A 23,648-nucleotide genomic window follows, 5' to 3' on the forward strand; every position below is an offset into this window, starting at 1 on the left:
GGGGATAGATTATGGCTAATACCGACAAAGACAGCAAAAAAGTGAGCGCCGAAAAGAATAAAAGCGCCTTTACTCTCGACGTTAAAGATAACGGAGTCGCCATCTTGTCTATGGATGTGCCCGGCGAGTCAATGAATACACTCAAAATTGAGTTTGCTGAGCAAATATCAGAAATGTTAGACGCCATTGATAGCAATAAAGATATCAAAGGAGTCGTTGTAGTCAGTGGCAAAGATGGTTCATTTGTTGCCGGTGCTGACATTAGCATGTTGGCATCATGTGAAACTGCCGAGGATGCAGAAACGGTATCCAAAGGCGGGCAAGATATATTTCAGCGCATGGAAGATATGCGCGCACATTTTGTTGCTGCGATTCATGGCCCCGCACTTGGTGGCGGTTTAGAACTGGCACTTGCATGTCACTCTAGAGTTTGCAGTGATGATAAAAAGACGCAGATGGGGTTACCCGAAGTTCAGCTAGGTTTGTTGCCGGGAAGTGGCGGCACGCAAAGACTTCCTCGACTCATTGGTATTCAAAAAGCCATGAAAATGATGTTGACCGGTGCGCCAGTGAGAGCGAAGCAGGCCCTAAAGTCGGGTATCGTCGACGATATGGTTCCCAAATCCGTATTACTTGATGTCGCCATTGAAATGGCTCAAGCCCAGAAACCAAGACGCAAAGAACCCAAATTGGATTTGATGGGCAAATTTCTTGAACGCACGCCATTTGGTCGCAATACGTTATTCAATCAGGCACGCAAACAAACTATCTCTAAAACAAAAGGGAATTATCCTGCACCTGAGTTAATTATCGATTGTATTGAAACGGGCATTTCCAAAGGTATTGAAAAAGGTATGGCCGTTGAAGCACGTAATTTTGGCCAATTAGTCATGACAGCGGAATCTGAACAGCTTCGAAATATATTCTTTGCTACCACCGATATGAAGAAGGAAACTGGTGTGACTGGCGTAGAGCCGGGGCAACTGAAAAAGGTAGGCGTTTTAGGCGGTGGATTGATGGGTGGCGGTATCGCTTTTGTCACTGCCACAAAAGCGGGTTTGCCAGCGCGCATAAAGGATATCCGCTCAGAAGGCATAGCCAATGCCATGAAATACTCTTATGACTTGCTAATTAAAAAGGTTAACCGCAGGTTTATGCGTAAGTCCGAGATGCAAAAACAAATGGCGTTACTAACAGGCAGTGTGGATTACTCTGGCTTTGGCGATGCTGATGTCGTTATTGAAGCGGTATTTGAAGATTTGGGACTCAAGCAAAAAATGGTCAACGATGTGGAAACCCATTGTAATGAAAATACCATCTTTGCGTCGAATACATCTTCGATTCCTATCGGTCAAATTGCAGAAAATGCTGCACGCCCCGGACAGGTAATAGGATTGCACTACTTTTCGCCAGTTGACAAAATGCCGCTTGCTGAAGTTATTGCACACGAGAAAACGTCCGACCAGACGATTTCCACAACCGTTGAGCTGGCCAGAAAACAAGGCAAAACGCCGATCGTTGTAAAAGACGGTGCAGGGTTTTATGTAAATCGAATCCTTGCGCCTTACATGAACGAAGCGGCGAACGTTTTACTCTCAGGTGAACCCATCGAGCATATCGATAAATCGCTAGTGAAGTTCGGCTTCCCTGTGGGTCCAGTAAAATTATTGGACGAAGTAGGAATTGATGTTGGAACAAAAATTATTCCTATTTTGATGGCACAATTTGGTGACCGTTTTAAATCTGCCGACGCATTTGACAAAGTATTGGCTGACGATCGCAAAGGTAAAAAGAACAAGCGTGGATTCTATGACTATTCAGGCAAAAAACCAGGTAAAGAGGTAGATGAGAGTGTTTATACACTTTTAGGTATTACTCCTGCTCAAGGCCTAAGTGCTGCTGAAATAGCAGAGCGTTGTGTGTTGATGATGTTAAATGAAGCCGCAATGTGTTTGCATGAGGGAGTCATTCGCAATCCACGGGATGGCGATATAGGAGCAATATTTGGTATTGGATTCCCTCCATTTCTCGGTGGACCATTCCGCTATATGGATAAATTGGGTGCCAAACACGTTGTAGATAGACTCAATCACTATGCTGCATTATTGGGTGACAAATTTACTCCAGCTAGCAATCTTGTTGAAATGGCAGAAAAAGATAAAACGTTTTATTAAAATTAACGTAACCCCAATCCTCGATTAGAAATAACGGTGCTTACAGGCCTGCATATATGGGGTAGGGGTTAACTTAATGTTAAGTAACTGTTAAAAGCCGGGCTTTGCTCGGTTTTTTTACATTAAGCTTCTATAAATTATAGTTTTTGAGCTTTAATTGGGTATAATTCGACCACTTAATTGTTTTTTTGTTGGCGAGGATTTTGATGTTACTTGCTTTTATAGTTAGCGTATTATTTAGTTTTTACTACTATGTAGAGTCTTACAGAAGCGCTTTACCTGCGAAAAAGTGGGCTTTGGTTGGGTTGCTGTTTGGTCCCTTTGTATTGCCGATGTTTTCTATTTCTCAACATATGGCTTTGCGCCATGCTCGTGGATTTCAAAATACTTATTTAAACGCTTAATCCGTACATTTTGAAAAAAAGAGAGGGCAAGCCTCTCTCTTCAAAAACAATCCGTGTGATCCACTAAAATCCAATGCATCAGCACTTAAAACGAGATAGTGCAGTGTTTTCTACAAAGTCTAAGCGCCTTTGTAGTTTCTGTACTAACTGCTTTAGGCTTCTCCTGGTTCTTTGCGCCGTCTTGCGCCGCAGGGGCAGGAGTTGTGGTAAGCATGAGTGCTACAGCATAAGCTTTTAACATCTTTTGGTTCCTCTTTTGATACTTCTATATTATTTTAATTAGTAACTGCCAATAAATTGGCAGTCTCATATGTATCTGCTAATAACGTGCCAACTTGAATCTATACCAGTCCGCATATTTATTTGCCCTCTCAGCGAGGATTAAAACGAGCTTCGTCGAGGTATGCCTTTGTGAAAGTTTAGTGGGGTTAAATAGGTGTAACAGAGCGAGTTTTAGAGCTGTGAGGAATGAGTTTCTAACTCATAGATAGATTAGCCTATCTGAACTTTGATATTTGCAAATTGGGGTAAGGAAGCAATAAAAAGAGCGTGTATGTGCGACTTCAAATTAGTTGAGGTGGATGACGGGATTAGATGATTTGAGTGCAGTAAATGGAATGTTTTTTTCTGGCTCAACGCTTGGGAACTCAGCGTTAGGTAGCATTAATTAATTGATTAATATGCAGGTTCTCGGCTAGCAAACGTTCGAACTTCGTAGCGTTTAAAGGTTTACTGTACAAGTAGCCTTGTAACATCTCACATTCATAAAGTCGGAGAATCTCCAACTGACGTTCTTGCTCAACCCCTTCAGCAACTACTTTAAGCCCTAAGTTATGTGCAATGTTAATGATCGCAGCGGTCATATGCTTATCTACGTTGCTGGTAGCAATGTCGTCGATAAACGCCTTATCAATTTTTAGTGTATTCAGTGGGAATTGTTTGAGGTAAGCCAACGATGAATAACCTGTCCCAAAATCATCCAGAGCGAGGTGAATGCCTTTTTCCCTCAGGCGTTGCATCATTTGCAGCGCTTGCTCAGGGTTTTGCATCAGCGTCCCTTCGGTGATTTCACATTCTAAATGCAATGGCGACAATCCCACTTTTTGAAGAATTCTGGAAATTCGGTCATCTAAGTCTGGTAATTCGAATTGGCGAGCAGAGATATTCACAGCGACACGCCCAGTGAAGAGGCCTTTTGCCACCCAACGTTTAGTATCTTCACAAGCCTTTTTAAGCACCTGTTCGCCAATCTCAACAATCTGTCCTGTCTCTTCTGCAAGTGGGATAAACTGCGCAGGGCTGACAATACCTTTTTCTGGGTGTTCGAATCGGACCAATGCTTCCATGCTGACGAGCTTGCCACTGGCGATATCAATTTTGGGTTGGTAATACACAGTGAATAGGTCTTCTTTTAACCCATATCTAATTAAGTTTTCAATTTGCAGTTGTCTCACCGCATTTTGATTCATTTCGCCACTAAAGAATTGATACTTGTTACCGCCAGAATTCTTCGCGAAATACATAGCCGTGTCAGCATTTTTTAGTAGTTCTTGTGGTGAGGTTCCATCTTCCGGATAGAACGCGATACCCACACTCGCACCCAAAACAAACTCTTGTTTATTGATAAGGAAAGGGTGTGCCATCTGATCCAGTATGCGTTGGGCATAGTGGTTTATTCGTACCATTTCCTCGGTATTGTCTACCAAAATACTGAATTCGTCGCCACCAAGGCGATAACATGTAGCGTTTGTGCCGGCTATTTTTTGTAATCGTTTGGCTATTTGTTTGATTAAAATATCGCCCGTCTGGTGCCCAAGTGAATCGTTTATTTTCTTAAAGTTATCCATGTCTAAACATACCAGGGCATGATGAACATCTTTACGGACCAAGTTATTGTGGCTGGCTTGGAAAAACGAACGGTTAGGCATTTCAGTTAGCGGATCGGTGTTCGCTAGTTTGAGTAATTCTTTTTCGGTGCTTTTACGCGAAGAGATATCAGAAAATACACCTACATAATGGCTGGTCTTTCCGTCTTCGCCTGCAATGGCATCTATGTTTAGCTCCATCTCGTAGCGATCACCATTTACTCGGCGTGATTCGACTTCACCATTCCAGTTTCCTTTTTGTCGCAGCGCTTTTTTGACTTCTTCAGTGAAAGCTTCTGGATATTGGTTAAATTTAAGATAGCTGGCTAAACCTTGCTCACGGGTCTCTCCGGTATATTCGCAATATGATTGGTTGACCGAGATAAAACGGAAATTGGTATCCGCGATGAATACGCCATCAGAGATTGTCTCAATTGAACGCTCATAAAGCTTAAGTTGTTCTTCAGCTTGCTTTAAATGACTAATATTTTTTAAGGTTCCTGTCATTCGCAGAGGTTGCTGATTGTTATCACGTTTAACAATCATGCCTCGGTCGAGGATCCAGACCCATTCACCTTTAAACGTTTTAACGCGGTAAGTAACCTGATAGAAGTCGGACTTTTTATCTATGTGGTGCTGCAATGCTTCTTGAATTCTAGGAATGTCATTTTGATGGATATTCGCTTCGTAAGAACTGTTGGCCCTAAAATCGTCTTGTGGAAAGTCAATCGTTCCCCACGTGTTGGCTCGATAAACTTGACCGCGATATACATCCCAGTCCCACAATTCGTCACCACTGCTCCAAAGGGTAAGTTTCAGGCGTTCTTCACTTTCCTTTATCGAGTTTTGTATGGCAAGTTTACGCTTATACTGTCTCAGTATGTATAGGAGCATCAATACAGCCATTACTCCGTAGGCAGCCATTGCGGGCTTGTCTAACCAAATCGGCGGGGCGATGTATAAGTTCAACCTAGCGGAGTCTGACCACGGGGCATCACCAATTTTCCCTTGAACTTCAAACGTGTGTGCACCATAAGTTTCGATAGAGAAGGGCGCTATTCGCGCATTAGCATCGGTTTCGAACCAAGTGTCTCGCCAACCCAGTAGACGGTATCGATAAGTAATTTGTTTAGCAAACAGCGAATTGATGTGACCAAATTCCAGGGTAAATGGAATATCTTCATTAGACAGGTTAACCGAATCAGACATTCGAATAGGTTTTTGCAAAATTGCGTTGTCATCACCCACTTTAATGAGTTTATTGTGGATTTTTAGATCAGTAATCGTTGGTGCAGGCAGCGTGATTTGGTTGGACGTTGAATCTTGAGCATAGCCAGACTGCAGTTGACTTAGAACCTTGGGATTGAAAATATGAAAACCCTGTATTCCGCCAAAGAGTGCTAACCCCTGGTTAGTAATGATCGCAGATCCTTGATTTAAATCATTATAATCTAGCACCGCACGAGGAATACTATAAATTAGCTCGCCACTGTCCAACGAGATTTGCCAGATTTCCGATTGACTGCTTTGCCACACAGTATCTTGGCTAATTGGGTCAAGTTCTGAATTGACGACAAACCCTCGGGCATTGTCACCCCGAGGGTGGATTTGTCGCACTGGTTGATAAGTGGTTTTATCTAGCTCAAATATGCCATGTTTGCCGGTAGATACCCAATAGGCTTTGTCCGTTTCATGCACATCAAAAACCGAAGGCTCTATATCTTGATAATTGCTGCGTAATTGGATGTTGGTATATTTCGTAAGGGTACTATCAGCGATGACCAGCCCTGCTTCAGAATTAAACCAAATATTGTCACGACTGTCTTGCATTAACGGTTTCACCGCATCATAGCCGTCAAAGCTCATAGATTGGTATGGCTTACTCAAGTCCGTACTATCAATCGCGTATAGGGATACCTCTTCACTTTGGGCACTGATCCAAAACGTTTCTTTCATTTTGGTGATAAACACAATTTGTGCATCTTCTAAATAGGTTTTTACTTTACGTAACTCATCACCAACCAGCTCGTAAACTAAAACCCCATTGTCGGTTGCGACCCAAACTCGTTTTTGCTGATCGACTTTTATATCCCAGAAGTGAATATTGGAATCTGTTAGAAATCGCTTAAATTCTCCGGTTTGAGTGTAGTAAAGGTTTAGACCGCCGCTCAAAGTAGGGATCCAAACCGTATTGTCGCCATTGTCAGCAAAGGCCCAAATGGTGTTGTCTGAGCCCAAAATGCTGCTACCACTCAATGTTTTAAAATGCTTTATTGCCGAGAATTGTTTGTGATACTGGAATAGCCCTGAGGTGTGTGTGCCAAACCAAATAGAGTTTTTACTATCTTTAAAAGCAGTCAATATTACCGGGTTAGTCAAACCTATGTATTTAGCCGTATCTTGCCCAACGGAAAACACTGATTGGCTGTTTTTATTGTAGATACTCAGTCCTTCATATGTTGCAAGGAATATCTCATCTTCACCATTAGTAACAATTGAACGCACTGTGTTATTCACAATTTTAAGCTGATCATTGCGTTCAGTGTTTAACCATTCAGAGGATGTGAGATCTGAAGAGAGAATTAACGCGCCGCGTTCGGTACCGAGCCAATATTCCCCATCTATTATTTTAATGTCGTATAGCTGAGCAGCGTCGATTGTGGCACCCCAAGGGTTGTTTCCGTCAAAACGATGCAGCCGGTTTGTTTTAGTATCAATGACAAAAATGCCCGAATTATCGGTGCCTAGCCATATTTTGTCCGATTCAGTGAATATTGTTCTGACGGTGTCATCAAGGACCTCACCGTTTTCAAATGCTAGTTTTTTGAATTCATCGTCTTTAACACTGTAGGTATAAAGGCTTTTTTCGCCCGACAGCAACACATTGCCATCTGCAGTTTCACCAATACCCCAGAAAGTTTTCGATTCAAGTGCACTATTTGCAGAAGTGTAAACTTGAAACTGGTCTCGCTCGGCAATGTATTTTGCGACCCCGTTTAAGGCCGAAATCCATAGCGTGCCGCTCGAATCAACAAAGAGCTCTCGAACAAATTCAAGTTGGATTTTCTTAGAGCTCTGAGATTGTGGAAAGTAATGTTTGAATTCGTATCCGTCGAATCGATTGAGACCTTCAAATGTTGCTATCCAAATGAATCCTTCTTGGTCTTCAACAATATCAAGTACCGAGCTTTGCGAAAGCCCATGCTCAACAGAGTAGTTTTCTAACTGAATGTTGGCCACATTTGCCAGAGACACAGAAGGCACTAACGCTGCGTATAAAATTAGTGCAAATAACCTGAATGTCTTATGAATGTGACTCAAAGTGCCTAATTACCTATATTTGATGTAATTTTGTTTTAATTATTAGTGACATCAACGTTCATGCGGTTGCGCATTCTTCCGGGTGTTAATATGCCCAATTTGCGGCGTCTCTACAACACAAGAATGCATCTAAATTCGTCAAAATAACAAATTTTTACAAAACTGAACGAAATCTGTTCGAAAACGCGTTAAATAACGTAACTGGCGTGGGATTTAAAGTGGTGTAAATCTTTAATGATTTCTCCATCGATGGGTTCGTCAGATGGTTTATTCCCTGGACAAAGTAGCACGAGTTGACCATTGATATTTGGTTCATTAAGGCGTTGACAAAACCCAACCACATCTGAAAAAGAGAGATTGTTCATTGCAGTGGCTAATGCGTTTTGTTGATTGAATTGATGATCCTGATTGCCAATAGACAACCACAATCTTTGGCTTTTGACCGATAAGCTTGTGTCGTTGTCGACAAGTTGTTTAAGTATATTTCGCCTAACGTGCTGCCAAATGTCTTCAAAATCGCCAATTTGAGCAATCATCGAATTTAAAAATAATTCAATTTCTTCGACCAATTTAGACATCGAATAGTCGGGCGACTGTACATAAAATACCATCCCAGGGTGTTGGTTAAGAGGCAGGTAACCGCTTCCAACCAAATACCCCAATTGCTTTTCATTTCGCAGTTCATTGAAAAACGGTGTAGCAAAGAGCTGTTCTACCAGTATGGTTAAGGCTACATCATGGCTGTTCGCCGTAGGGATTTGTAAATAAACAACCGCCGCTGCATCATTGTGTTGGCTGTCAACGTAATTAACAAACCGTTTTGAGTTTTTGAGATCTATAACATCACGTTTTATAGCCTCTGGAGCGGATGAATTATGCGCTTCGGATTCTATGTGTTTGGCGAACTGACAGGCTTGTTCGTGAGTCCAATCACCAAATAAAAAAGACTCTATGTAATAATCACTAAATAGCGATTTTTTCACTTGATAAATATCTTCCAAGGTTGCATTTTTTACATATTCCAGCAATTCCATTGGGGGGTAAGTATACCGCTGAACAATACCCGACAGCCTCGTAAACAAGCGGTTCACAGGACGATTTAATAACGCATTTTGTAAGTTGTTAATTTGTTTGTTTTTGATTTGTTCAAACCGATCACTTAAATCGATGTCTTGGTGCAGCAAGGAAAAAATCTGACGAGACAGTTGAAGTTGTTTTTGACTGAAGCCACTTGTATGAATTGTCAATCCGCCTTGATGCGCATAAAGGTGATAGTGCAACCCCGCAACACCTGCTTGATAAAATAGGTCATTTAAATGTTCTGACATCATAGCAACCCACAATCTTTTGTAGGCCGATATGGCGGCTCCCTGAGTCACAGCCTTACAATCAAAAGAAATAAAACAATCACCTTTTGGCTGGCTGAACTGTGCATCCTGAGCGAACCAAACTTGAATATTTTGCTGTTTGACTATCTGTTTCGGGATCAGGTTGTGTTTTTCGATAGGTTGAGTCGACAATTGTTCACAAATGTAGGGGTTCTTCTCAGGCAAATGAAGGTTTTCGACAGGATCTGGCGAATTCAGGCGCTGTAATAGATTGGTTTCGATAGCCTCAATTTTATATGGCGTTGCATACCACTTGGCGACTTTGTCAGTGTGCAAATCAGGCGCGACCAATTTTAGGCGCATATTTGATGGAGTCAGTTTTGCAATGCATTTTTCTACTATATCCGCATCGGGTTCACTAACAACGTGGTCACCAGAGAGCCATTCTTCCGTTGGATAATGAAACATTTGCGTGGATAAATGAGTTGCTTCATCGATTGGCTTTGCTGATTCAGTGAAATCAAAACATTGTTGCCCCAATAACACTTTTTCCCTAAAACGCCATTGTTCTCCTGTTCCTTGATTTATTTGTTTAATAAAATAGAACAAAGCATTTAGGATATCCTCCAGACAATTTAGTCCTCGCTCAGTAAGCTGCATATTAATATTGAAATCTTTAAAATTGCTACCGTTTATTCCCCCACCTGCACTGAGATTAGTCACCCAGTCACACTTTTTCAGGTGCCAGAGTAAGCTACCTTGACCTTCGTCACCCAGAAGGTGGCTGATGTACTCCAACGGTTTTGTTCGGAACAAGTCTTGAACATCGGGAAAGGCAAAACTCACTATCAGACGGCGCGCTACCTTTATCGGTTTGATTTTTATTAATACGGCGAGTTGAGACTCCAAATAAAGTGGTGGGTAAGATTGGCGTTCGACCGGTGCTTTCCTTGGCACGTCGGTAAATGCTTGTTCAACGGCATTTTTCATGTCGTCCAACGACGATTGACTGATGACACACAATGTCATGTTCTCTGGGGTATACAGCGAGTTGTGAAGGTTATGCAGTGCTTTTTGTAACTGGTTGGGAGAATATTCGCTGAAGGTTTGCTGATTGCCCACGGAAAATCGACTAAACGGATGCGCTGGGTTACAGGTTTCTTTGTGCACCTGATAAAGCCTTCGCAAGTCATCGTTTATTTTTAACTTAAATTCGGCATCGATGGCTGAAATCTCTCTGCTAATACCTTGTAAATCAAATACGGGGTAAAACAAGAGATCACAAAACAACGTTAAGCTCTGCTCAAGGTATTCATGGGCAACATCAAAGTGAAAATTACTGTATTCTGTGCCTGTCCATGCATTGACGCAACCACCGCGTTGCGACAAAAATTGGTCGAATCCATTGGTGTCGGGATATCGCAAACTGCCATCAAATAGCATGTGTTCGAGTAAATGAGAAAGGCCGTCTATACCTTCAGGATCGTTAAAGTGTCCACCGTTTACACATGCGGCGGCGGCAGATTTTCTGCAAATAGGGTCGCTTACCAATAGAACTTTCAATCCATTTGGCAACGTAGTAGGCAAAAAGCTACGTTTGTCGTTTGAACTTATCCGCAACAACCATCACCCGAAAATTACTTTGCAACTAGCATAACGTAAAATTTACTTTTTTAAACAACGTTTGTTGGTTTGTGTAATAATTTGACCGAAAATATGACTATTGTTTGCTTAATTTAAAAAACGTACAAAAGTGATAGTTTTTATTGAGTTACGACACTACACTTACGCACTAATAAACACCTGCTCCGGTAATTATAGACCTCCATGTATATCTATATCATGCGTCATGGTGAAGCTGTTCCAGATATGCTTAATGACAGACAACGACCACTTACCTCTGTAGGAGTAAGTGAGGCAAAGTCTGCTAGCACCTGGCTTAGCCAACAAACACGCGCGCTTAAAACACAAATAAGCCACGCCTTTGTTAGCCCTTACACCAGGGCACAACAAACGTTTGCTCAGCTGAGCAAAGGGTTAGATTTAGCTGAAACCTTAACGCTTGACGACATCAGGCCAACAGGCGATTGCTTCACAATGCATCATTTTATCGACGTTTTTTGTGCTGAAAGAGAGAATGTTTCATCACTCTTGATGGTCAGTCACATGCCTTTTGTCAGCTATTTAGTTGATGAATTGTGCGGGCAACCCTTGTCTATTATTTTTGCCACAGGCTCTATAATCTGTATTGACTACGATGTTTCTCAATCAAAAGGGAAACTGATAGAAAGATACGACCCTAGGTCTTAAAATTTTCCTATAGGTTTTTCCATTCCTTCCGATAAAGACGGCGAGAGGAGAGGCCTATGTCAACAAAGAGTTTACCTGCATATTTGCAGCAGGTATTGCAGCAACACGTAGAAAAATCAGAACTAACACATGATGATGAGCTCGACGGTATCTATGACCGGCTAGCAAAGCTAAATGAGAACGTGGAGAAAATGAAAGCAAAAATAAAATTGAAGAGAGCTGAGCGCTCGGGCTAGTGTTGTTCGTCTGGAGAAGGCGGCTGAAAATACGTTGGTAGGATCCGAACGGTTTTAATCATGTTGTCTTTTATTTCAATGATTTCCATAGGATATCCTGCCAGTCTCATACTTATGTTTGCATCAGGGATATCTTCCAGATGTTCAAGTATTAAACCATTGAGTGTTTTGGGACCCTCCGTAGGTAGGTGCCAATCCATTTCCTTATTCAATTCACGTAAGTTGGCACTGCCATCGACTAGAACACTTCCGTCTTGTTGAACATTAGCTTCTTTGGAATATGTAGGTAGTATGCTTGTTGTGAAATCACCAATAATTTCTTCCAAAATATCTTCTAAGGTAACTAAGCCTTGAATATCACCATATTCATCAACTACCAGTCCGATCCGCTCTTTTACCGCTTGAAATTGATACATCAACGTATGTAAGGGTGTTGATTCTGGCGTGAAATAAATCTCGCGAACGGCTCTTAACAATGTCGCTTTGGTAAACTGATCTTTAGATAATAATCGCAGAGCATCGCGCATATGCACAAATCCCACAGCATCATCGATACTATCGCGATACAGCAAAACGCGTGTGTGTTGTGCGTTAACAAGTTGACGTTGAATGTCTTTCCAATCGTCGTTAATGTCGATTGAAACAATTTCGCTGCGCGGGATCATAATGTCTTCGGCTGTGACTTTTTCCAGATCCAAAATACCTACCAGCATGTCTTGGTGCTTTTGAGGAATTAGTGCACCTGCCTCGTGTACCACAGTGCGTAATTCTTCTCGGGATAAATTTTGGCCTTCATCATTAATCGGGCTTATCCTTAAAAGAACCAAAATACCATTGCATATGCCATTGATAAGGTAAACAAAGGGATACAACAGAAACATTAAGGGCAACAAGATAAAAGAACTTGGGAAGGCTATTTTTTCAGGATAGAGGGCTGCAACGGTTTTAGGGGTTACTTCTGCAAAAATGAGAATGACAAGCGTGAGTCCAAAATTGGCCACAACAAGTCCCCAAACGTCACCAAACAATCTCACACACAATATTGTCGCAACCGACGCCGCAGCAATATTCACGAGATTATTACCAATCAAAATTAAACCAATCAACCGATCAGTTCGTTCCAGCAGCTTTGTGACGCGTTTGGCGCCGCTGTGCCCCTCATTCTCTAAATGTTTCAGCCGATAGCGATTGATCGACATCATACCGGTTTCGGAGCTGGAAAAATAAGCAGAGAGAAAAATCAAAATAGCGAGTACTGTAAATAATGTACTCGTCGCGATGTCGTCCAACTAAGGGGTCCTTTATTAACACTCAGTAGAGAATGTAAATGCAACAGCTAAAGTATTCAAGGTGAATGTTTAAATTGTTTTTATCCAATCAATACTTCACGCACAAATCGGCTACCAAAATAAGCCAATGTCAAAATAAAACCGCCAACAATGGTTGCACTAATGACGGGTTTTCCGCGCCACCCCCAACGATGGTGTCCAATTGCAGTGACAACAAAAATCAGCCATGCAATGACTGATAGCACGGTTTTATGAGCTTGTTCCTTTGCCCACATATTATCTAAAAATACAAAGCCCGTAATGAGTGACAAGGTTAGTAACACGCTTCCGGCAAGGAGCAGTTTAAAAAATATCGTTTCCACCGTCATGAGCGGCGGCAATGAAGAATGCAGAAGAGGGGCCTTTTTATGCTTGAGGCGAAGATTGATATAACTGAGCTGTAAGCCATACAACACTGTGATGCTTAAACAACCGTAAGCAAACAATGCCAGAGTGATATGGATTAGCAATTTGGGTTGCAGAGCAATTTGCATCATGTGCACATCTGGAATAACCGCACCAATAAACACCACGAGTGCAGAAAAACCAAATACCACAGGCATTAAAATAGCGGTAGAGAATGCAAAGGAGGCAATTGTCATGGTAAACGTGACAAGCCAGGCAATCAGTGAAGCGACGTTGACCATACTCATGTTCTGGCCAGGCGCTAAGAAAATACTTTCTGATAATAAGAAAAGATGTAATGTTAATGCGATAAATGCGGGTATCGCCATCAATTTGGGATTAGGGCCTTGATGATGGAATAGCCGAGATGCCAACCAGGCGGTGACACTTAAATAGGCAATTATACAAACAATTTCAACAAACACTCTGTGCTCCCACCACGCAGAACAAATCTTTAATCAACTTTTTGACATTGAATAATCGTCATCAAGTATATATGTATTATAGAAAAATCATATCTTTAAAAAAATAGCCAAGGAAGCTCAACAAAGGTTCTTATCTTGCACGAGTTTCGCTATAATCAGCCCGCTAAATATTAAGGAATTACCACTATTATGTTTGAAAACCTCACTGAGCGATTAGGCAAAACGCTTCGCGACATAAGCGGCAAAGGTCGTCTGACAGAAGATAATATTAAAGACACGTTACGTGAAGTCAGAATGGCACTCCTTGAAGCCGATGTTGCTTTGCCTGTGGTGCGGGAATTTGTTGCTCAAGTGAAAGAGCGCGCTGTGGGGACCGAAGTCACCAAGAGCCTCAAGCCTGGACAAGTGTTTATAAAAATTGTCCAATCCGAACTTGAGTCGGTAATGGGCGACGCAAATGAAAAATTGAATTTGGCTGCTCAACCTCCTGCCGTGGTATTAATGGCCGGTTTGCAAGGTGCAGGTAAAACCACCAGTGTTGGTAAATTAGCGAAATATTTAAAAGAGCGAGAAAAGAAAAAAGTTCTAGTGGTGAGTGCTGATGTGTATCGCCCAGCAGCGATAAAGCAGTTGCAGACACTCGCTGAAGATTTGGATGTCGGCTTTTTCCCGTCCAGTTCATTGCAAAAGCCTATTGATATCGCCCATGCAGCGATTGATCACGCCAAGAAAAAGTTCTTTGATGTACTTCTTGTTGACACTGCAGGTCGCTTGCATGTTGATGGCGAAATGATGAGTGAAATAAAGGGGTTACATGAAGCAGTTAACCCCATCGAAACACTATTTGTTGTCGATGCCATGACTGGTCAGGACGCTGCTAATACGGCCAAAGCATTCAATGAAGCTTTGCCGCTTACTGGGGTTATCTTAACCAAAGCTGATGGTGATGCACGGGGCGGTGCAGCGTTATCGGTCAGAAAGATTACTGGCAAGCCAATAAAATTTATTGGTATGGGCGAAAAGCTAGACGCCCTTGAACCTTTCCACCCCGAGCGTATTGCGTCTCGTATACTTGGAATGGGCGATGTTCTCAGCCTGATTGAAGAGGTTGAGCGCAAAGTCGATAAGCAAAAAGCGCAAAAACTTGCCGCGAAAGTGCAGAAAGGCAAAGGCTTTGATTTACAGGATTTCAAAGAGCAGTTGGAACAGATGCGCAACATGGGGGGCATGATGGGAATGATGGATAAGCTTCCTGGTATGGGCAACATGTCGGCGCAAATTAAAGACAAAGCCAATGACAAACAATTTACCCAAATGGAAGCCATCATCAACTCTATGACGCCTGGTGAGCGAAAACGTCCAGATGTGATCAAAGGGTCGAGAAAAAAGCGTATCGCTGCAGGATCAGGCACACAGATTCAAGATGTTAACAGGCTACTCAAGCAGTTTATGCAAATGCAAAAGATGATGAAAAAAATGTCTGGCGGCGGCATGAAAAAAATGATGCGAAATATGAAAGGTATGATGCCACCTGGCGGCGGAATGGGTGGTCCTGGCGGTTTAGGTGGCATGTTTCCACCAAAACGATAAGACCGATAGAACCCATTGCGATCAGGAAAAACGAGGCAGGGGCCTCGTTTTTTTGTCATTTAATTTCTAAATACTGTCAATAATATTTACACCTACAAATTGTACAAAATATAAGCTGTTCATTTCTAAGGTAATTATATTTGGCTGATTTGTTGCATAAAAAATAGCCCACAACTTCTCTTAGAGATTTAGGTTATGAAAGTACATTTATTTTCGAAATTGTTATGCATCCTATGTTTTTCTTTTGTTTCAGTATTTGCCAATGCGGGTCTCATTTTTACCGCATCATTGAGTGGCGATCAGGAAGTTCCGCCTGTCGCGACAGCTGCGTCAGGTATGGCAACGGCTGAACTTACTGGGGCAGCTGGGTCTTATGTCTTAACTTACCAAATTGACTATATGGATCTAAGTTCTCCGATCATTGATCTCGCTGGTGGTGGGCACTTCCACAACGCACCAATGGGAACCAATGGGGGAGTTGTGCATTTGTTTGATACCGTACCTTTCGCGTTCTTAGGAACGACGTCTGGATCTATCAATGGTGATTGGCGCTTTGATGACGCGGCGAATCCATTAACGGATTTTCTCGCCAATGAACTTATGGCTGGTAATATCTACATTAACATCCACACTGAGAACTTTCGAGGTGGAGAGCTTCGCGGACAACTGACAATGGTGCCTGAGCCTTCAATGCTTCTGTTATTCGGCGCCTGTTTATTAGCAGTTTTTAGGCGCAAGATCTAAACCTAAATATAAGTTTAGCCTGCCCACGATAAACAAGCTTTCGACCTGCTTTACACCCTACCTCTCGGTGATTTAAGGCTAAAGCCTCAAATCACCGACTTTTCCTTGCAAACACGCTGTAAATCCGTATAATCTCGCGGCCTTGATTTCTAGTGCCTAGCGCATTGGTGTCAAGGCAAACAAGTTAACAGTAACGCTATTACGAGTTTGAGGCATATACATGGTTACTATTCGTTTACAGCGTGGTGGCGCAAAAAAGCGTCCATTTTATCAAGTAGTGGTTGCAGACAGTCGTCGTGCACGTAACGGCAAGTTCATTGAGAACATCGGCTTTTTCAACCCAACTGCACAAGGTCAATCAGAGCGTTTACGCTTAGATCTTGAGCGTGTAGAGCACTGGGTAGGGCACGGCGCAAGCCTGTCTGAGCGCGTTGCTCGCTTGGTTAAAGATGCGCAAAAAGCAGCTGCATAAGCGCTGAATAAATTGAGGTATAGATGAGTCAAGCGTCTGACACAGTAGTGATTGGCAAAATCGGCGCACCTTATGGTGTAAAAGGTTGGGTTAAAATCACTACCTATACTGATGAAATACAAGGTGTATTTGATTACTCTCCATGGCTATTAGGGGACGAGTTAAAAGAATATACCGTTGACCAATGGAGAACGCACAATAAAGGCGTTGTCGCGAAACTGATTGGGGTCGAAAGTCGAGATGATGCTGAAAGTATCAAAAATCTTGAAATTTCGATTAAAGCAGAACAGCTACCTCAATTGGCCGGTGACGATTATTATTGGCGGGATCTAGTCGGCATGCAGGTTGTAACCGAGCAAGGCTACGATTTGGGTGTGGTAAAAGAATTGTTTGAAACGGGTGCGAATGACGTAATGTTAGTCAAAGCCAATTCGAATGATGCTTTCGGTCAAAAAGAACGTATGTTGCCGTTTTTACGCGAACAAGTGATTAAAACGGTCGATATGCAGGCAAAGACCATTAAGGTTGATTGGGATCCGGGGTTTTAAATGACCCCACCAATGTCTGAACAGGAGCCTGTCTCCTGCACAACACGTTGGTTTGGTGTGGTGAGTCTGTTTCCAGAAATGTTTAACAGCTTTACCAAGCAAGGTGTCACAGGGCGAGCGGTGAAAAACCAATTGCTTGAAGTAGAGTTTTTTAATCCTAGAGATTTTACTCACGACAAGCATCGCACTGTCGACGACCGCCCTTACGGCGGTGGCCCAGGAATGCTAATGATGGTTCAGCCTTTAACAGACGCAATCCATGCTGCCAAAAAAGCGGCAGGGGAAAAAACTAAGGTGATTTACTTATCACCTCAGGGAAAAAAGTTAGATCAAACAGGAGTTAAGCAGTTATCAAAGCATGACAGTTTAATTTTTGTCGCAGGTCGATATGAAGGTATCGATGAGCGGGTCATACAATCAGAAATCGATGAGGAATGGTCTATTGGTGACTATGTTCTTAGCGGTGGAGAATTGCCGACCATGGTGTTAATGGATGCGATATCGCGTTTTGTCCCAGGTGTTTTAGGACATGATCAATCAGCGGAGCAAGACTCCTTTACTGATGGATTATTAGATTGTCCTCATTATACCCGGCCGGAGCAGTTAGATGGTCGCAAAGTTCCCGAGGTGTTATTAAGCGGTAATCATCAAAAAATTAGGCAGTGGCGGTTACAACAGTCACTAGGTAGAACCTGGTTACGACGCCCTGAATTGTTAAATGACCTAGCTCTGACTGAGGAGCAACGACAGTTGTTGAAAGCATTTCAACAATCGTTCGAGCAGCAAGCGGATTCGCAAGAAGACAGTTAATCTAGGATGAGAGGATATGATGAGCAAAATCAGTCAAGATATCATCAAGAAAATTGAGCAAGAACAGTTAAAAACTGATCTTCCGGCATTTGGTCCGGGTGATACAGTCGTAGTAAAAGTACGAGTTAAAGAAGGCGAAAAAGAGCGTCTTCAGGCTTACGAAGGCGTAGTAATCGCTAAGCGTAACCGTGGCCTACACTCTGCATTCACAGTACGTAAGATCTCTAACGGTGAAGGTGTTGAACGTGTTTTCCAAACACACAGCCCTGCAGTTGCTTCTATTGAAGTGAAACGCCGTGGTGCAGTACGTCGAGCTAAGCTTTATTATCTTCGTGAGCGTTCAGGTAAATCTGCACGTATCAGAGAAAAGCTTAACTAAGAAATTAATCTATGCGTTATTGTTAACTTGTGAAAACCCGCGAAAGCGGGTTTTTTTATAGCATAATAAAATGAGTGTCAGAGACAAGCGTTCGCTGGAATTTTGCACAGAAATAGTCATTTTGTTCAGTTTGCTTTCAGCTTTATCAAGTATTCTAATAGTTAATGACTTTTGACAATGATTCACAAGAAGTAGGAATGGATCCTGCTTATTGAAAATATGATTTTTAAACGGAGAAAATAATGAAAAAAACGATTCTTGCCATCAGCGCCAGCGCTTTGGTTTTATCTGGATGCACATCAACATCGAATAATGCACAACGCGGAGCGGGTATCGGCGCTATCGTGGGCGCCATTGCGGGGAAAGGTACTGGTGACCACGATAAAAGCCGATATGTTTGGGGAGCTGCGTTGGGCGCGTTGGCCGGTGGCGCAATTGGCGCTTACATGGACAAGCAAGAAGAAGAATTTCGTAGAGAGTTGGCAGATAGTGGGGTAGAAGTGTATCGAGAAGGCGACAATATTCGTTTATCTATTCCCGGCAATATTACTTTTGCGACAGAAAAAGCCAATATAGTTACAGACTTTTACCCAGTACTAAACGACGTGGCTAAAGTTTTGGGTCGCTACGAAAAAACTAAGCTATCGATTGAAGGACATACTGATTCAGTGGGTGATGCGCAATACAACCAGCAATTGTCCATTCAACGCGCAAACAGTGTTGCAAGTTATCTTGAAGGTAGTGGCGTCATGAGCGCGCGCCTACAATCCATTGGATTTGGCGAGGCTCAACCTGTTGCCTCTAACGACACTAACGAAGGAAGGCAAAAAAACCGTCGTGTTGAGCTACGTGTTATCCCTTTGAAAGGATAAACAGGAAGATGATACTGGCGTGCTTCCTCGAAGGAGCACGCAATCACTATCAAATGTTAAGGCGTTCTTAGTTAGAAGGGTTTTATAAAACCTACGCCAAATACCAATGCCTGCTCTCCATCAACAAAATCAACTGAAATAGTCGGGGCCACAATAAAGTGTTCAAACTGAAAATCGTATGCTGCGCTGACTCGCACAAGATCTTTAGTTTTAGACTTGTATCCGCCAATTTTTTCTTCGCCAACACCAAGACCAAGGCGAACTGGGCCAACAGGATGATAGTACAGTGCCGCTATTTTAAGGGTTACACCATCTCCATGATGACCGTCATCTATACGTTCATAGATTAAACCAGCACCAAATTTTTCTGTAAATTTATACTCGTATTCCAATGCATATGTAAAGTCAGTCTCGCCATCCACGTGGGTAGCGCCAATAAATATCTCAGGCAAATGGCGTGCGCCTTCTGCTGCAATGGTTTGGAGTGAAAATGCCGCCAAAGCGACCAATAACAAAGATGTTTTCAATACTTTCATGGTAACCCTCGGATATAATTAAACTTTTCAACATGTGTTTAAAAACCGAGCAACCTTACACGACGAAAACGTTTTTTTTCGTATGAAAAATGATACCTTCGTATCTAATTTGGATTAGCAAGGCTGTGAAAATCGAAAACGGATCAGAGGCAATAAAGTGTATTTAGATACCTCAATGCGAGTATTGACGATAGGTGATGGTGATCTAACCTTTTCTCGTTCACTGGTTTCTCATCATGGCATTGAGAATTTGACTGCCAGTGTTCTGGACAGTGAAGCCGACTTACGTGCCAAATATTCTGAGAATGCTTTGGGAGATCTAACAGAGCAAAAAATCGACGTTGTTTTTAATCTGGATATCACTGACAACAAAACAATTCCAGCGTCTCTACTAGGACAATTTGATTTAGTTATATTTCAGTTTCCATTGATACCTAATTTTAAGAGCCAGTCTATTTTTGAACGAACTAAACATTGGGGGAGTAATGGGCTTAATCGACTTTTATTGCATAAATTTTTAAAAAATAGTTTTACATTATTGTTGGCAGAAAATGGTGCAAGGCTGGCGTATATTTCATCAAAGGATGTAAAACCTTATTGCGACTGGGATATCGAAAACCTGCATAAATCTCTCCCTGGTGTACGATTTTTAGGATGGCAACAATTTGTACTTAGCGACTTTCCTGAATATGTAGTGCGAAATGTTGACAGAGACAAAGACGTCAAAAGCACGGCAGCTAAATCCTATGTTTGGTCCGATAAACCAGAGCAAAATAAATCCTTAACACTAAACCCGTCTGAAAAACACAAGAATAATTATTGTGCACTTTGTGGGAACGGTCCATTTTCCACCGATGCGATTATCCAATCACATAGACAAAGCCGACGTCATAAGAAGTTACAAGGCTATGATGATAATTGGCGTAGGATATTGTTGGAACAAGATTAAAGAAAGTTACTCACTCGTTAAGTGAGTAACTTTCATTGCAGTATCGGATGCGGTTTTAATTAGAAATCGCGTATTTCAACTGTACTGCTATTAAAACTGAAACGATTGACTTTTCCACACTGTGCGAAATGATTGTTTGAGGCATAAGGGGTGCCAGTTTGTTGAATGTCTGACTCCCAACCCTGGCCATTTTTCACAAACGCTTTTAACTCAAACCAACCATTAACCGTTTTGCTGCAATCCATTTGTACATCTAACATCCAGTGGTGTGGACCCCAGATATTAAGTGGCTCTTCGCCAAAACCGTCAACTGCAACGGTGCGTTTTGTTCCCCATGCAGCGGGCCAGTTGTTGGTGGTCCAGTCCATCGCAGTTCCTTCTGCCGCTGAGCTTTGTCCGGATTCAATTCCGTACCAATCGAGGAAATTATCATTAGATTTCCACGGCGTAGTGGTTGTGTTGAGCAAATTGTTATGGCTGATAGGCATAGCACAAACGTAGTTGGTGTCATTGCAACTTAGTCCTAGCGCACTGGCAGCGTAGGCATGATCCAGACCACCGCGCACAAACATATCTTGTCCGCTACTGGTTTGTGCCTCTATAAATATAACAGTACGTTGAATGTCGCCACCTGGGTCGCTGCTGACCTTCGAATTTTTATGAATTGCTATAGCATCCCAAGGGCCTACATTTAGAGCGATTGACCCATTTGCGGCAACCGTTACCGAAGAGCCTGAACAACTCTTACCATCTGCGCTTAATTCACCATTTAATACATTACAATAAGTGCCCGCTGCCATTGATGTGTTCAATGTGGCAGTAAGATTGTATTGTTCTTTATTAATGGCGACAAAACCACTTGCTCCACGACCAAATGCGATTTGATTCGCACCATTGTCCCACCAATCAGAGGTATAAAAGTCGTCTGAAGTATTGTTGCGAAAATCCATTGCTCCTGCGATGTAGGACCAGCGGTGTTCACATTTCCAATTTGAACCGAAGCACTCAAGGTTACCATTATTGTGCACGGGTACATTAGGTGCTCCAGCATCGGTATCACCATGGAAATCATAACTAGACATCACCTTGGGGTAGCCGTAGGGGTATGCGAGCATAAAAGTGTTCGCTAAATCATATAATCTTCCATCTTCAAATGTGATGACATTACCACCACCACCATGCCCCCGCTGATTGTCATGATTGTCGACAAATACCACAGCAAGATAACTAGGCATGAAACCCCAGCCCTCACCAAAGTTGCTCAACCAAGACAAATTGCCATTTCGAAATGTGTTACCGATTTCAACACTGTATTTAAATTCTGTGACTAAGCCGTTTTGAAAATACTCCGATGCAGAGACAGCTTCACCGCCTTGATCAATCACCTCTTGAAAAATCAACGGTGAACCGTTGACGTTAGAAAGTATCCCTGCAATATCAGTAGTTGGCATATGTTTGGATGCGTCCAATCTAAACCCGGCTACACCAATATTGGTCAGGTCATTCAAAAATGCAGCTATCGTGCTTTGCACATAGGGCGCGTCGGTATCTAAATCGGCTAGGCCAACGAGCTCGCAATTCTGCACTTCATAGCGATTTCCATAGTCGCTGATTGCACAGGTAGTATGAAAATCTTGAGGTGAATAGATTGGGTATTGTTTATTGCCAAAATTACTTCCCGCGGTGCCTGTTCCACTACCTGCGGCCATGTGATTGATAACAGCGTCAACGTAGATGTCGACACCAACATTTTGGCAACGCTGAACCATATCGATAAAATCTGCTCGAGATCCGCCTCTACTTTCTAGTACATAACTAACCGGCTGGTATCTCGCCCACCATTGGTCAACGGTGATATGTTCATTAGGAGGGCTTACCTGAACCGCGGCATATCCCTTAGGCCCCAAAAAAGTCTCACATTCAGTGGCGACATCTTGCCAATTCCATTCAAATAGGTGAACAAAGGTACTTGGTGCGGCTTGCGTCGTCGAAGAGAACGACAAAGTTGAGAGCACAGCGGCGCTGGCCAATGTGTGTTTGCTAAATATCATGTTACTGTCCCGTGTGTTCGGCGTAACATCTAATCAATGTTGCTTCCCGTTGATTACCGCTCTTTTGCAATGTCGAAATTACAAAAGTATCCTTTTGATTATTATGATGTTATTGCCAATTGTTAAATTTATTTTGGAGCGCTGCATTTTGAGTTGTTAACAAAAATGCAACGCGGCATTAACATACAGAGGTGGAAAAAAATTACCAAATGAATACGTATGTAGTCATCATTCAAGGGTTATTCAGGCAAATCAATTTGATTAATTCGAAAGTATAAAGCAATTGGTATAAGGTCTGCGTGTGTTTTCAAAATGAGTCGATAACTGGTTAGCAATGCAAGAAGAAAAACAAAAAATGTTGCTTGAGCAGGAATATTTTCCTAGCAATAAACTGCTGCAAAGCGAGCGTATGCACGCCAAATCGGTATGTCATCAATTCAACCAGCTTGCACCCGCTCAATACAAACAGGGCATAAAGTTGTTTAAAGCACTTTTTGGTTCGACGCACAATTTTTGGATTGAGCCACTATTTTACTGTGATTATGGCTACAACATTCACCTTGGTAAAAATTTCTATGCAAATCATGGAACCGTTATTTTAGATGCTGCACCAGTCACCTTTGGCGATGATGTGTTATTGGCGCCGGGCGTACTCATTTCTACTGCAACTCATCCTCTGGATCCCGTAAAGCGAAAAAAAGGCATTGAAACCGCTCATCCCATCACACTCGGAAATAATGTATGGGTTGGAATGGGCGCAAAAATACTACCTGGTGTAAACATTGGCGACAACGTGGTGATTGGTGCCGGCAGTGTTATCAATAAAGACGTTAAAGCCGGATGTAAAGTTGCTGGTGTGCCGGCAAAACCCATTTAGTCCATCATTAATTTATTCAAACAT

The 23,648-nt window shown here is 42.3% G+C and carries 18 protein-coding genes; 12 read left to right on the forward strand and 6 right to left on the reverse strand.

Going from position 1 to position 23,648, the window contains the following annotated elements; genetic code table 11:
* The first annotated feature begins 11 nt into the window (after window positions 1-11).
* On the forward strand, window positions 12-2,174 hold the full coding sequence (gene fadJ, locus FM019_RS14005) for a fatty acid oxidation complex subunit alpha FadJ (RefSeq protein ID WP_143836562.1): 2,163 nt from the start codon (window positions 12-14) through the stop codon (window positions 2,172-2,174).
* Window positions 2,175-3,231: 1,057 nt separating this feature from the next.
* Here the strand turns inward: fadJ and FM019_RS14015 are convergent.
* The gene (locus FM019_RS14015) at window positions 3,232-7,764 is read right to left on the reverse strand and encodes an EAL domain-containing protein (RefSeq protein WP_143836563.1); all 4,533 of its coding nucleotides are present in this window, start codon (window positions 7,762-7,764) and stop codon (window positions 3,232-3,234) included.
* Between the two features lie 188 nt (window positions 7,765-7,952).
* A complete protein-coding gene (locus FM019_RS14020) occupies window positions 7,953-10,712 on the reverse strand; it encodes an insulinase family protein (protein WP_185969292.1) in 2,760 nt (919 codons plus the stop codon).
* 207 nt (window positions 10,713-10,919) lie between these two features.
* Between FM019_RS14020 and sixA the strand changes: the two genes are divergently transcribed.
* Together sixA and FM019_RS14030 are read left to right on the forward strand one after the other, a co-directional pair.
* On the forward strand, window positions 10,920-11,402 hold the full coding sequence (sixA, locus tag FM019_RS14025; protein WP_143836565.1) for a phosphohistidine phosphatase SixA: 483 nt from the start codon (window positions 10,920-10,922) through the stop codon (window positions 11,400-11,402).
* Between the two features lie 56 nt (window positions 11,403-11,458).
* The gene (locus FM019_RS14030) at window positions 11,459-11,638 is read left to right on the forward strand and encodes a hypothetical protein (RefSeq protein WP_143836566.1); all 180 of its coding nucleotides are present in this window, start codon (window positions 11,459-11,461) and stop codon (window positions 11,636-11,638) included.
* Here FM019_RS14030 and FM019_RS14035 read toward each other — a convergent pair.
* Together FM019_RS14035 and FM019_RS14040 are read right to left on the reverse strand one after the other, a co-directional pair.
* A complete protein-coding gene (locus FM019_RS14035; RefSeq protein ID WP_143836567.1) occupies window positions 11,635-12,927 on the reverse strand; it encodes an HlyC/CorC family transporter in 1,293 nt (430 codons plus the stop codon). The two genes, FM019_RS14030 and FM019_RS14035, sit on opposite strands and share 4 nt — an antisense overlap.
* Before the next feature lie 80 nt (window positions 12,928-13,007).
* Entirely contained in the window at window positions 13,008-13,796 is a 789-nt protein-coding gene (locus FM019_RS14040) for an inner membrane protein YpjD (protein WP_260681629.1), read from the reverse strand.
* Between the two features lie 189 nt (window positions 13,797-13,985).
* Between FM019_RS14040 and ffh the strand changes: the two genes are divergently transcribed.
* The 7 genes from ffh to FM019_RS14075 all read left to right on the forward strand — a co-directional run bounded on the left by ffh (window position 13,986) and on the right by FM019_RS14075 (window position 19,211).
* Window positions 13,986-15,386, forward strand: coding sequence for a signal recognition particle protein (ffh, locus tag FM019_RS14045; RefSeq protein WP_143836568.1), 1,401 nt, complete (start codon window positions 13,986-13,988; stop codon window positions 15,384-15,386).
* Window positions 15,387-15,581: 195 nt separating this feature from the next.
* The gene (locus FM019_RS14050) at window positions 15,582-16,130 is read left to right on the forward strand and encodes a CHRD domain-containing protein (RefSeq protein WP_143836569.1); all 549 of its coding nucleotides are present in this window, start codon (window positions 15,582-15,584) and stop codon (window positions 16,128-16,130) included.
* A 220-nt stretch (window positions 16,131-16,350) separates the two neighbouring features.
* Window positions 16,351-16,602 carry a 30S ribosomal protein S16 gene (gene rpsP / locus FM019_RS14055; protein ID WP_143836570.1) on the forward strand — a complete coding sequence of 84 codons (252 nt, stop codon included), beginning with the start codon at window positions 16,351-16,353 and terminating at the stop codon, window positions 16,600-16,602.
* Between the two features lie 23 nt (window positions 16,603-16,625).
* A complete protein-coding gene (gene rimM / locus FM019_RS14060) occupies window positions 16,626-17,150 on the forward strand; it encodes a ribosome maturation factor RimM (RefSeq protein WP_143836571.1) in 525 nt (174 codons plus the stop codon).
* The gene (gene trmD, locus FM019_RS14065; protein WP_143836572.1) at window positions 17,151-17,960 is read left to right on the forward strand and encodes a tRNA (guanosine(37)-N1)-methyltransferase TrmD; all 810 of its coding nucleotides are present in this window, start codon (window positions 17,151-17,153) and stop codon (window positions 17,958-17,960) included. It begins immediately after the preceding gene.
* Window positions 17,961-17,979: 19 nt separating this feature from the next.
* Entirely contained in the window at window positions 17,980-18,339 is a 360-nt protein-coding gene (gene rplS, locus FM019_RS14070) for a 50S ribosomal protein L19 (RefSeq protein ID WP_143836573.1), read from the forward strand.
* Window positions 18,340-18,581: 242 nt separating this feature from the next.
* On the forward strand, window positions 18,582-19,211 hold the full coding sequence (locus FM019_RS14075) for an OmpA family protein (RefSeq protein ID WP_143836574.1): 630 nt from the start codon (window positions 18,582-18,584) through the stop codon (window positions 19,209-19,211).
* Window positions 19,212-19,282: 71 nt separating this feature from the next.
* Here the strand turns inward: FM019_RS14075 and FM019_RS14080 are convergent, their stop codons facing one another.
* The gene (locus tag FM019_RS14080; RefSeq protein WP_143836575.1) at window positions 19,283-19,747 is read right to left on the reverse strand and encodes a hypothetical protein; all 465 of its coding nucleotides are present in this window, start codon (window positions 19,745-19,747) and stop codon (window positions 19,283-19,285) included.
* Between the two features lie 157 nt (window positions 19,748-19,904).
* On the opposite strand from FM019_RS14080, the gene FM019_RS14085 reads away from it, so the two are divergent.
* Window positions 19,905-20,696, forward strand: coding sequence for a class I SAM-dependent methyltransferase (locus FM019_RS14085; RefSeq protein WP_143836576.1), 792 nt, complete (start codon window positions 19,905-19,907; stop codon window positions 20,694-20,696).
* Window positions 20,697-20,755: 59 nt separating this feature from the next.
* On the opposite strand, the gene FM019_RS14090 is transcribed toward FM019_RS14085, so the two are convergent.
* A complete protein-coding gene (locus tag FM019_RS14090; RefSeq protein WP_143836577.1) occupies window positions 20,756-22,747 on the reverse strand; it encodes an alpha-amylase in 1,992 nt (663 codons plus the stop codon).
* A gap of 334 nt (window positions 22,748-23,081) precedes the next feature.
* On the opposite strand from FM019_RS14090, the gene FM019_RS14095 reads away from it, so the two are divergent.
* Window positions 23,082-23,624 carry a sugar O-acetyltransferase gene (locus FM019_RS14095; RefSeq protein WP_143836578.1) on the forward strand — a complete coding sequence of 181 codons (543 nt, stop codon included), beginning with the start codon at window positions 23,082-23,084 and terminating at the stop codon, window positions 23,622-23,624.
* Window positions 23,625-23,648 lie beyond the last annotated feature (24 nt).

Origin of the sequence: Aliiglaciecola sp. M165, from assembly GCF_007197995.1 — a bacterium.
Classification (GTDB): domain Bacteria; phylum Pseudomonadota; class Gammaproteobacteria; order Enterobacterales; family Alteromonadaceae; genus Aliiglaciecola.

What these genes read in the sequence shown, in the direction of transcription:
- fadJ (WP_143836562.1), top strand. Translation starts at nt 12, where the DNA reads ATGGCTAATACCGACAAAGACAGCAAAAAAGTGAGCGCCGAAAAGAAT.
- sixA (WP_143836565.1), top strand. Translation starts at nt 10,920, where the DNA reads ATGTATATCTATATCATGCGTCATGGTGAAGCTGTTCCAGATATGCTT.
- FM019_RS14030 (WP_143836566.1), top strand. Translation starts at nt 11,459, where the DNA reads ATGTCAACAAAGAGTTTACCTGCATATTTGCAGCAGGTATTGCAGCAA.
- ffh (WP_143836568.1), top strand. Translation starts at nt 13,986, where the DNA reads ATGTTTGAAAACCTCACTGAGCGATTAGGCAAAACGCTTCGCGACATA.
- FM019_RS14050 (WP_143836569.1), top strand. Translation starts at nt 15,582, where the DNA reads ATGAAAGTACATTTATTTTCGAAATTGTTATGCATCCTATGTTTTTCT.
- rpsP (WP_143836570.1), top strand. Translation starts at nt 16,351, where the DNA reads ATGGTTACTATTCGTTTACAGCGTGGTGGCGCAAAAAAGCGTCCATTT.
- rimM (WP_143836571.1), top strand. Translation starts at nt 16,626, where the DNA reads ATGAGTCAAGCGTCTGACACAGTAGTGATTGGCAAAATCGGCGCACCT.
- trmD (WP_143836572.1), top strand. Translation starts at nt 17,151, where the DNA reads ATGACCCCACCAATGTCTGAACAGGAGCCTGTCTCCTGCACAACACGT.
- rplS (WP_143836573.1), top strand. Translation starts at nt 17,980, where the DNA reads ATGAGCAAAATCAGTCAAGATATCATCAAGAAAATTGAGCAAGAACAG.
- FM019_RS14075 (WP_143836574.1), top strand. Translation starts at nt 18,582, where the DNA reads ATGAAAAAAACGATTCTTGCCATCAGCGCCAGCGCTTTGGTTTTATCT.
- FM019_RS14080 (WP_143836575.1), bottom strand. Translation starts at nt 19,747, where the DNA reads ATGAAAGTATTGAAAACATCTTTGTTATTGGTCGCTTTGGCGGCATTT.
- FM019_RS14090 (WP_143836577.1), bottom strand. Translation starts at nt 22,747, where the DNA reads ATGATATTTAGCAAACACACATTGGCCAGCGCCGCTGTGCTCTCAACT.
- FM019_RS14095 (WP_143836578.1), top strand. Translation starts at nt 23,082, where the DNA reads ATGCAAGAAGAAAAACAAAAAATGTTGCTTGAGCAGGAATATTTTCCT.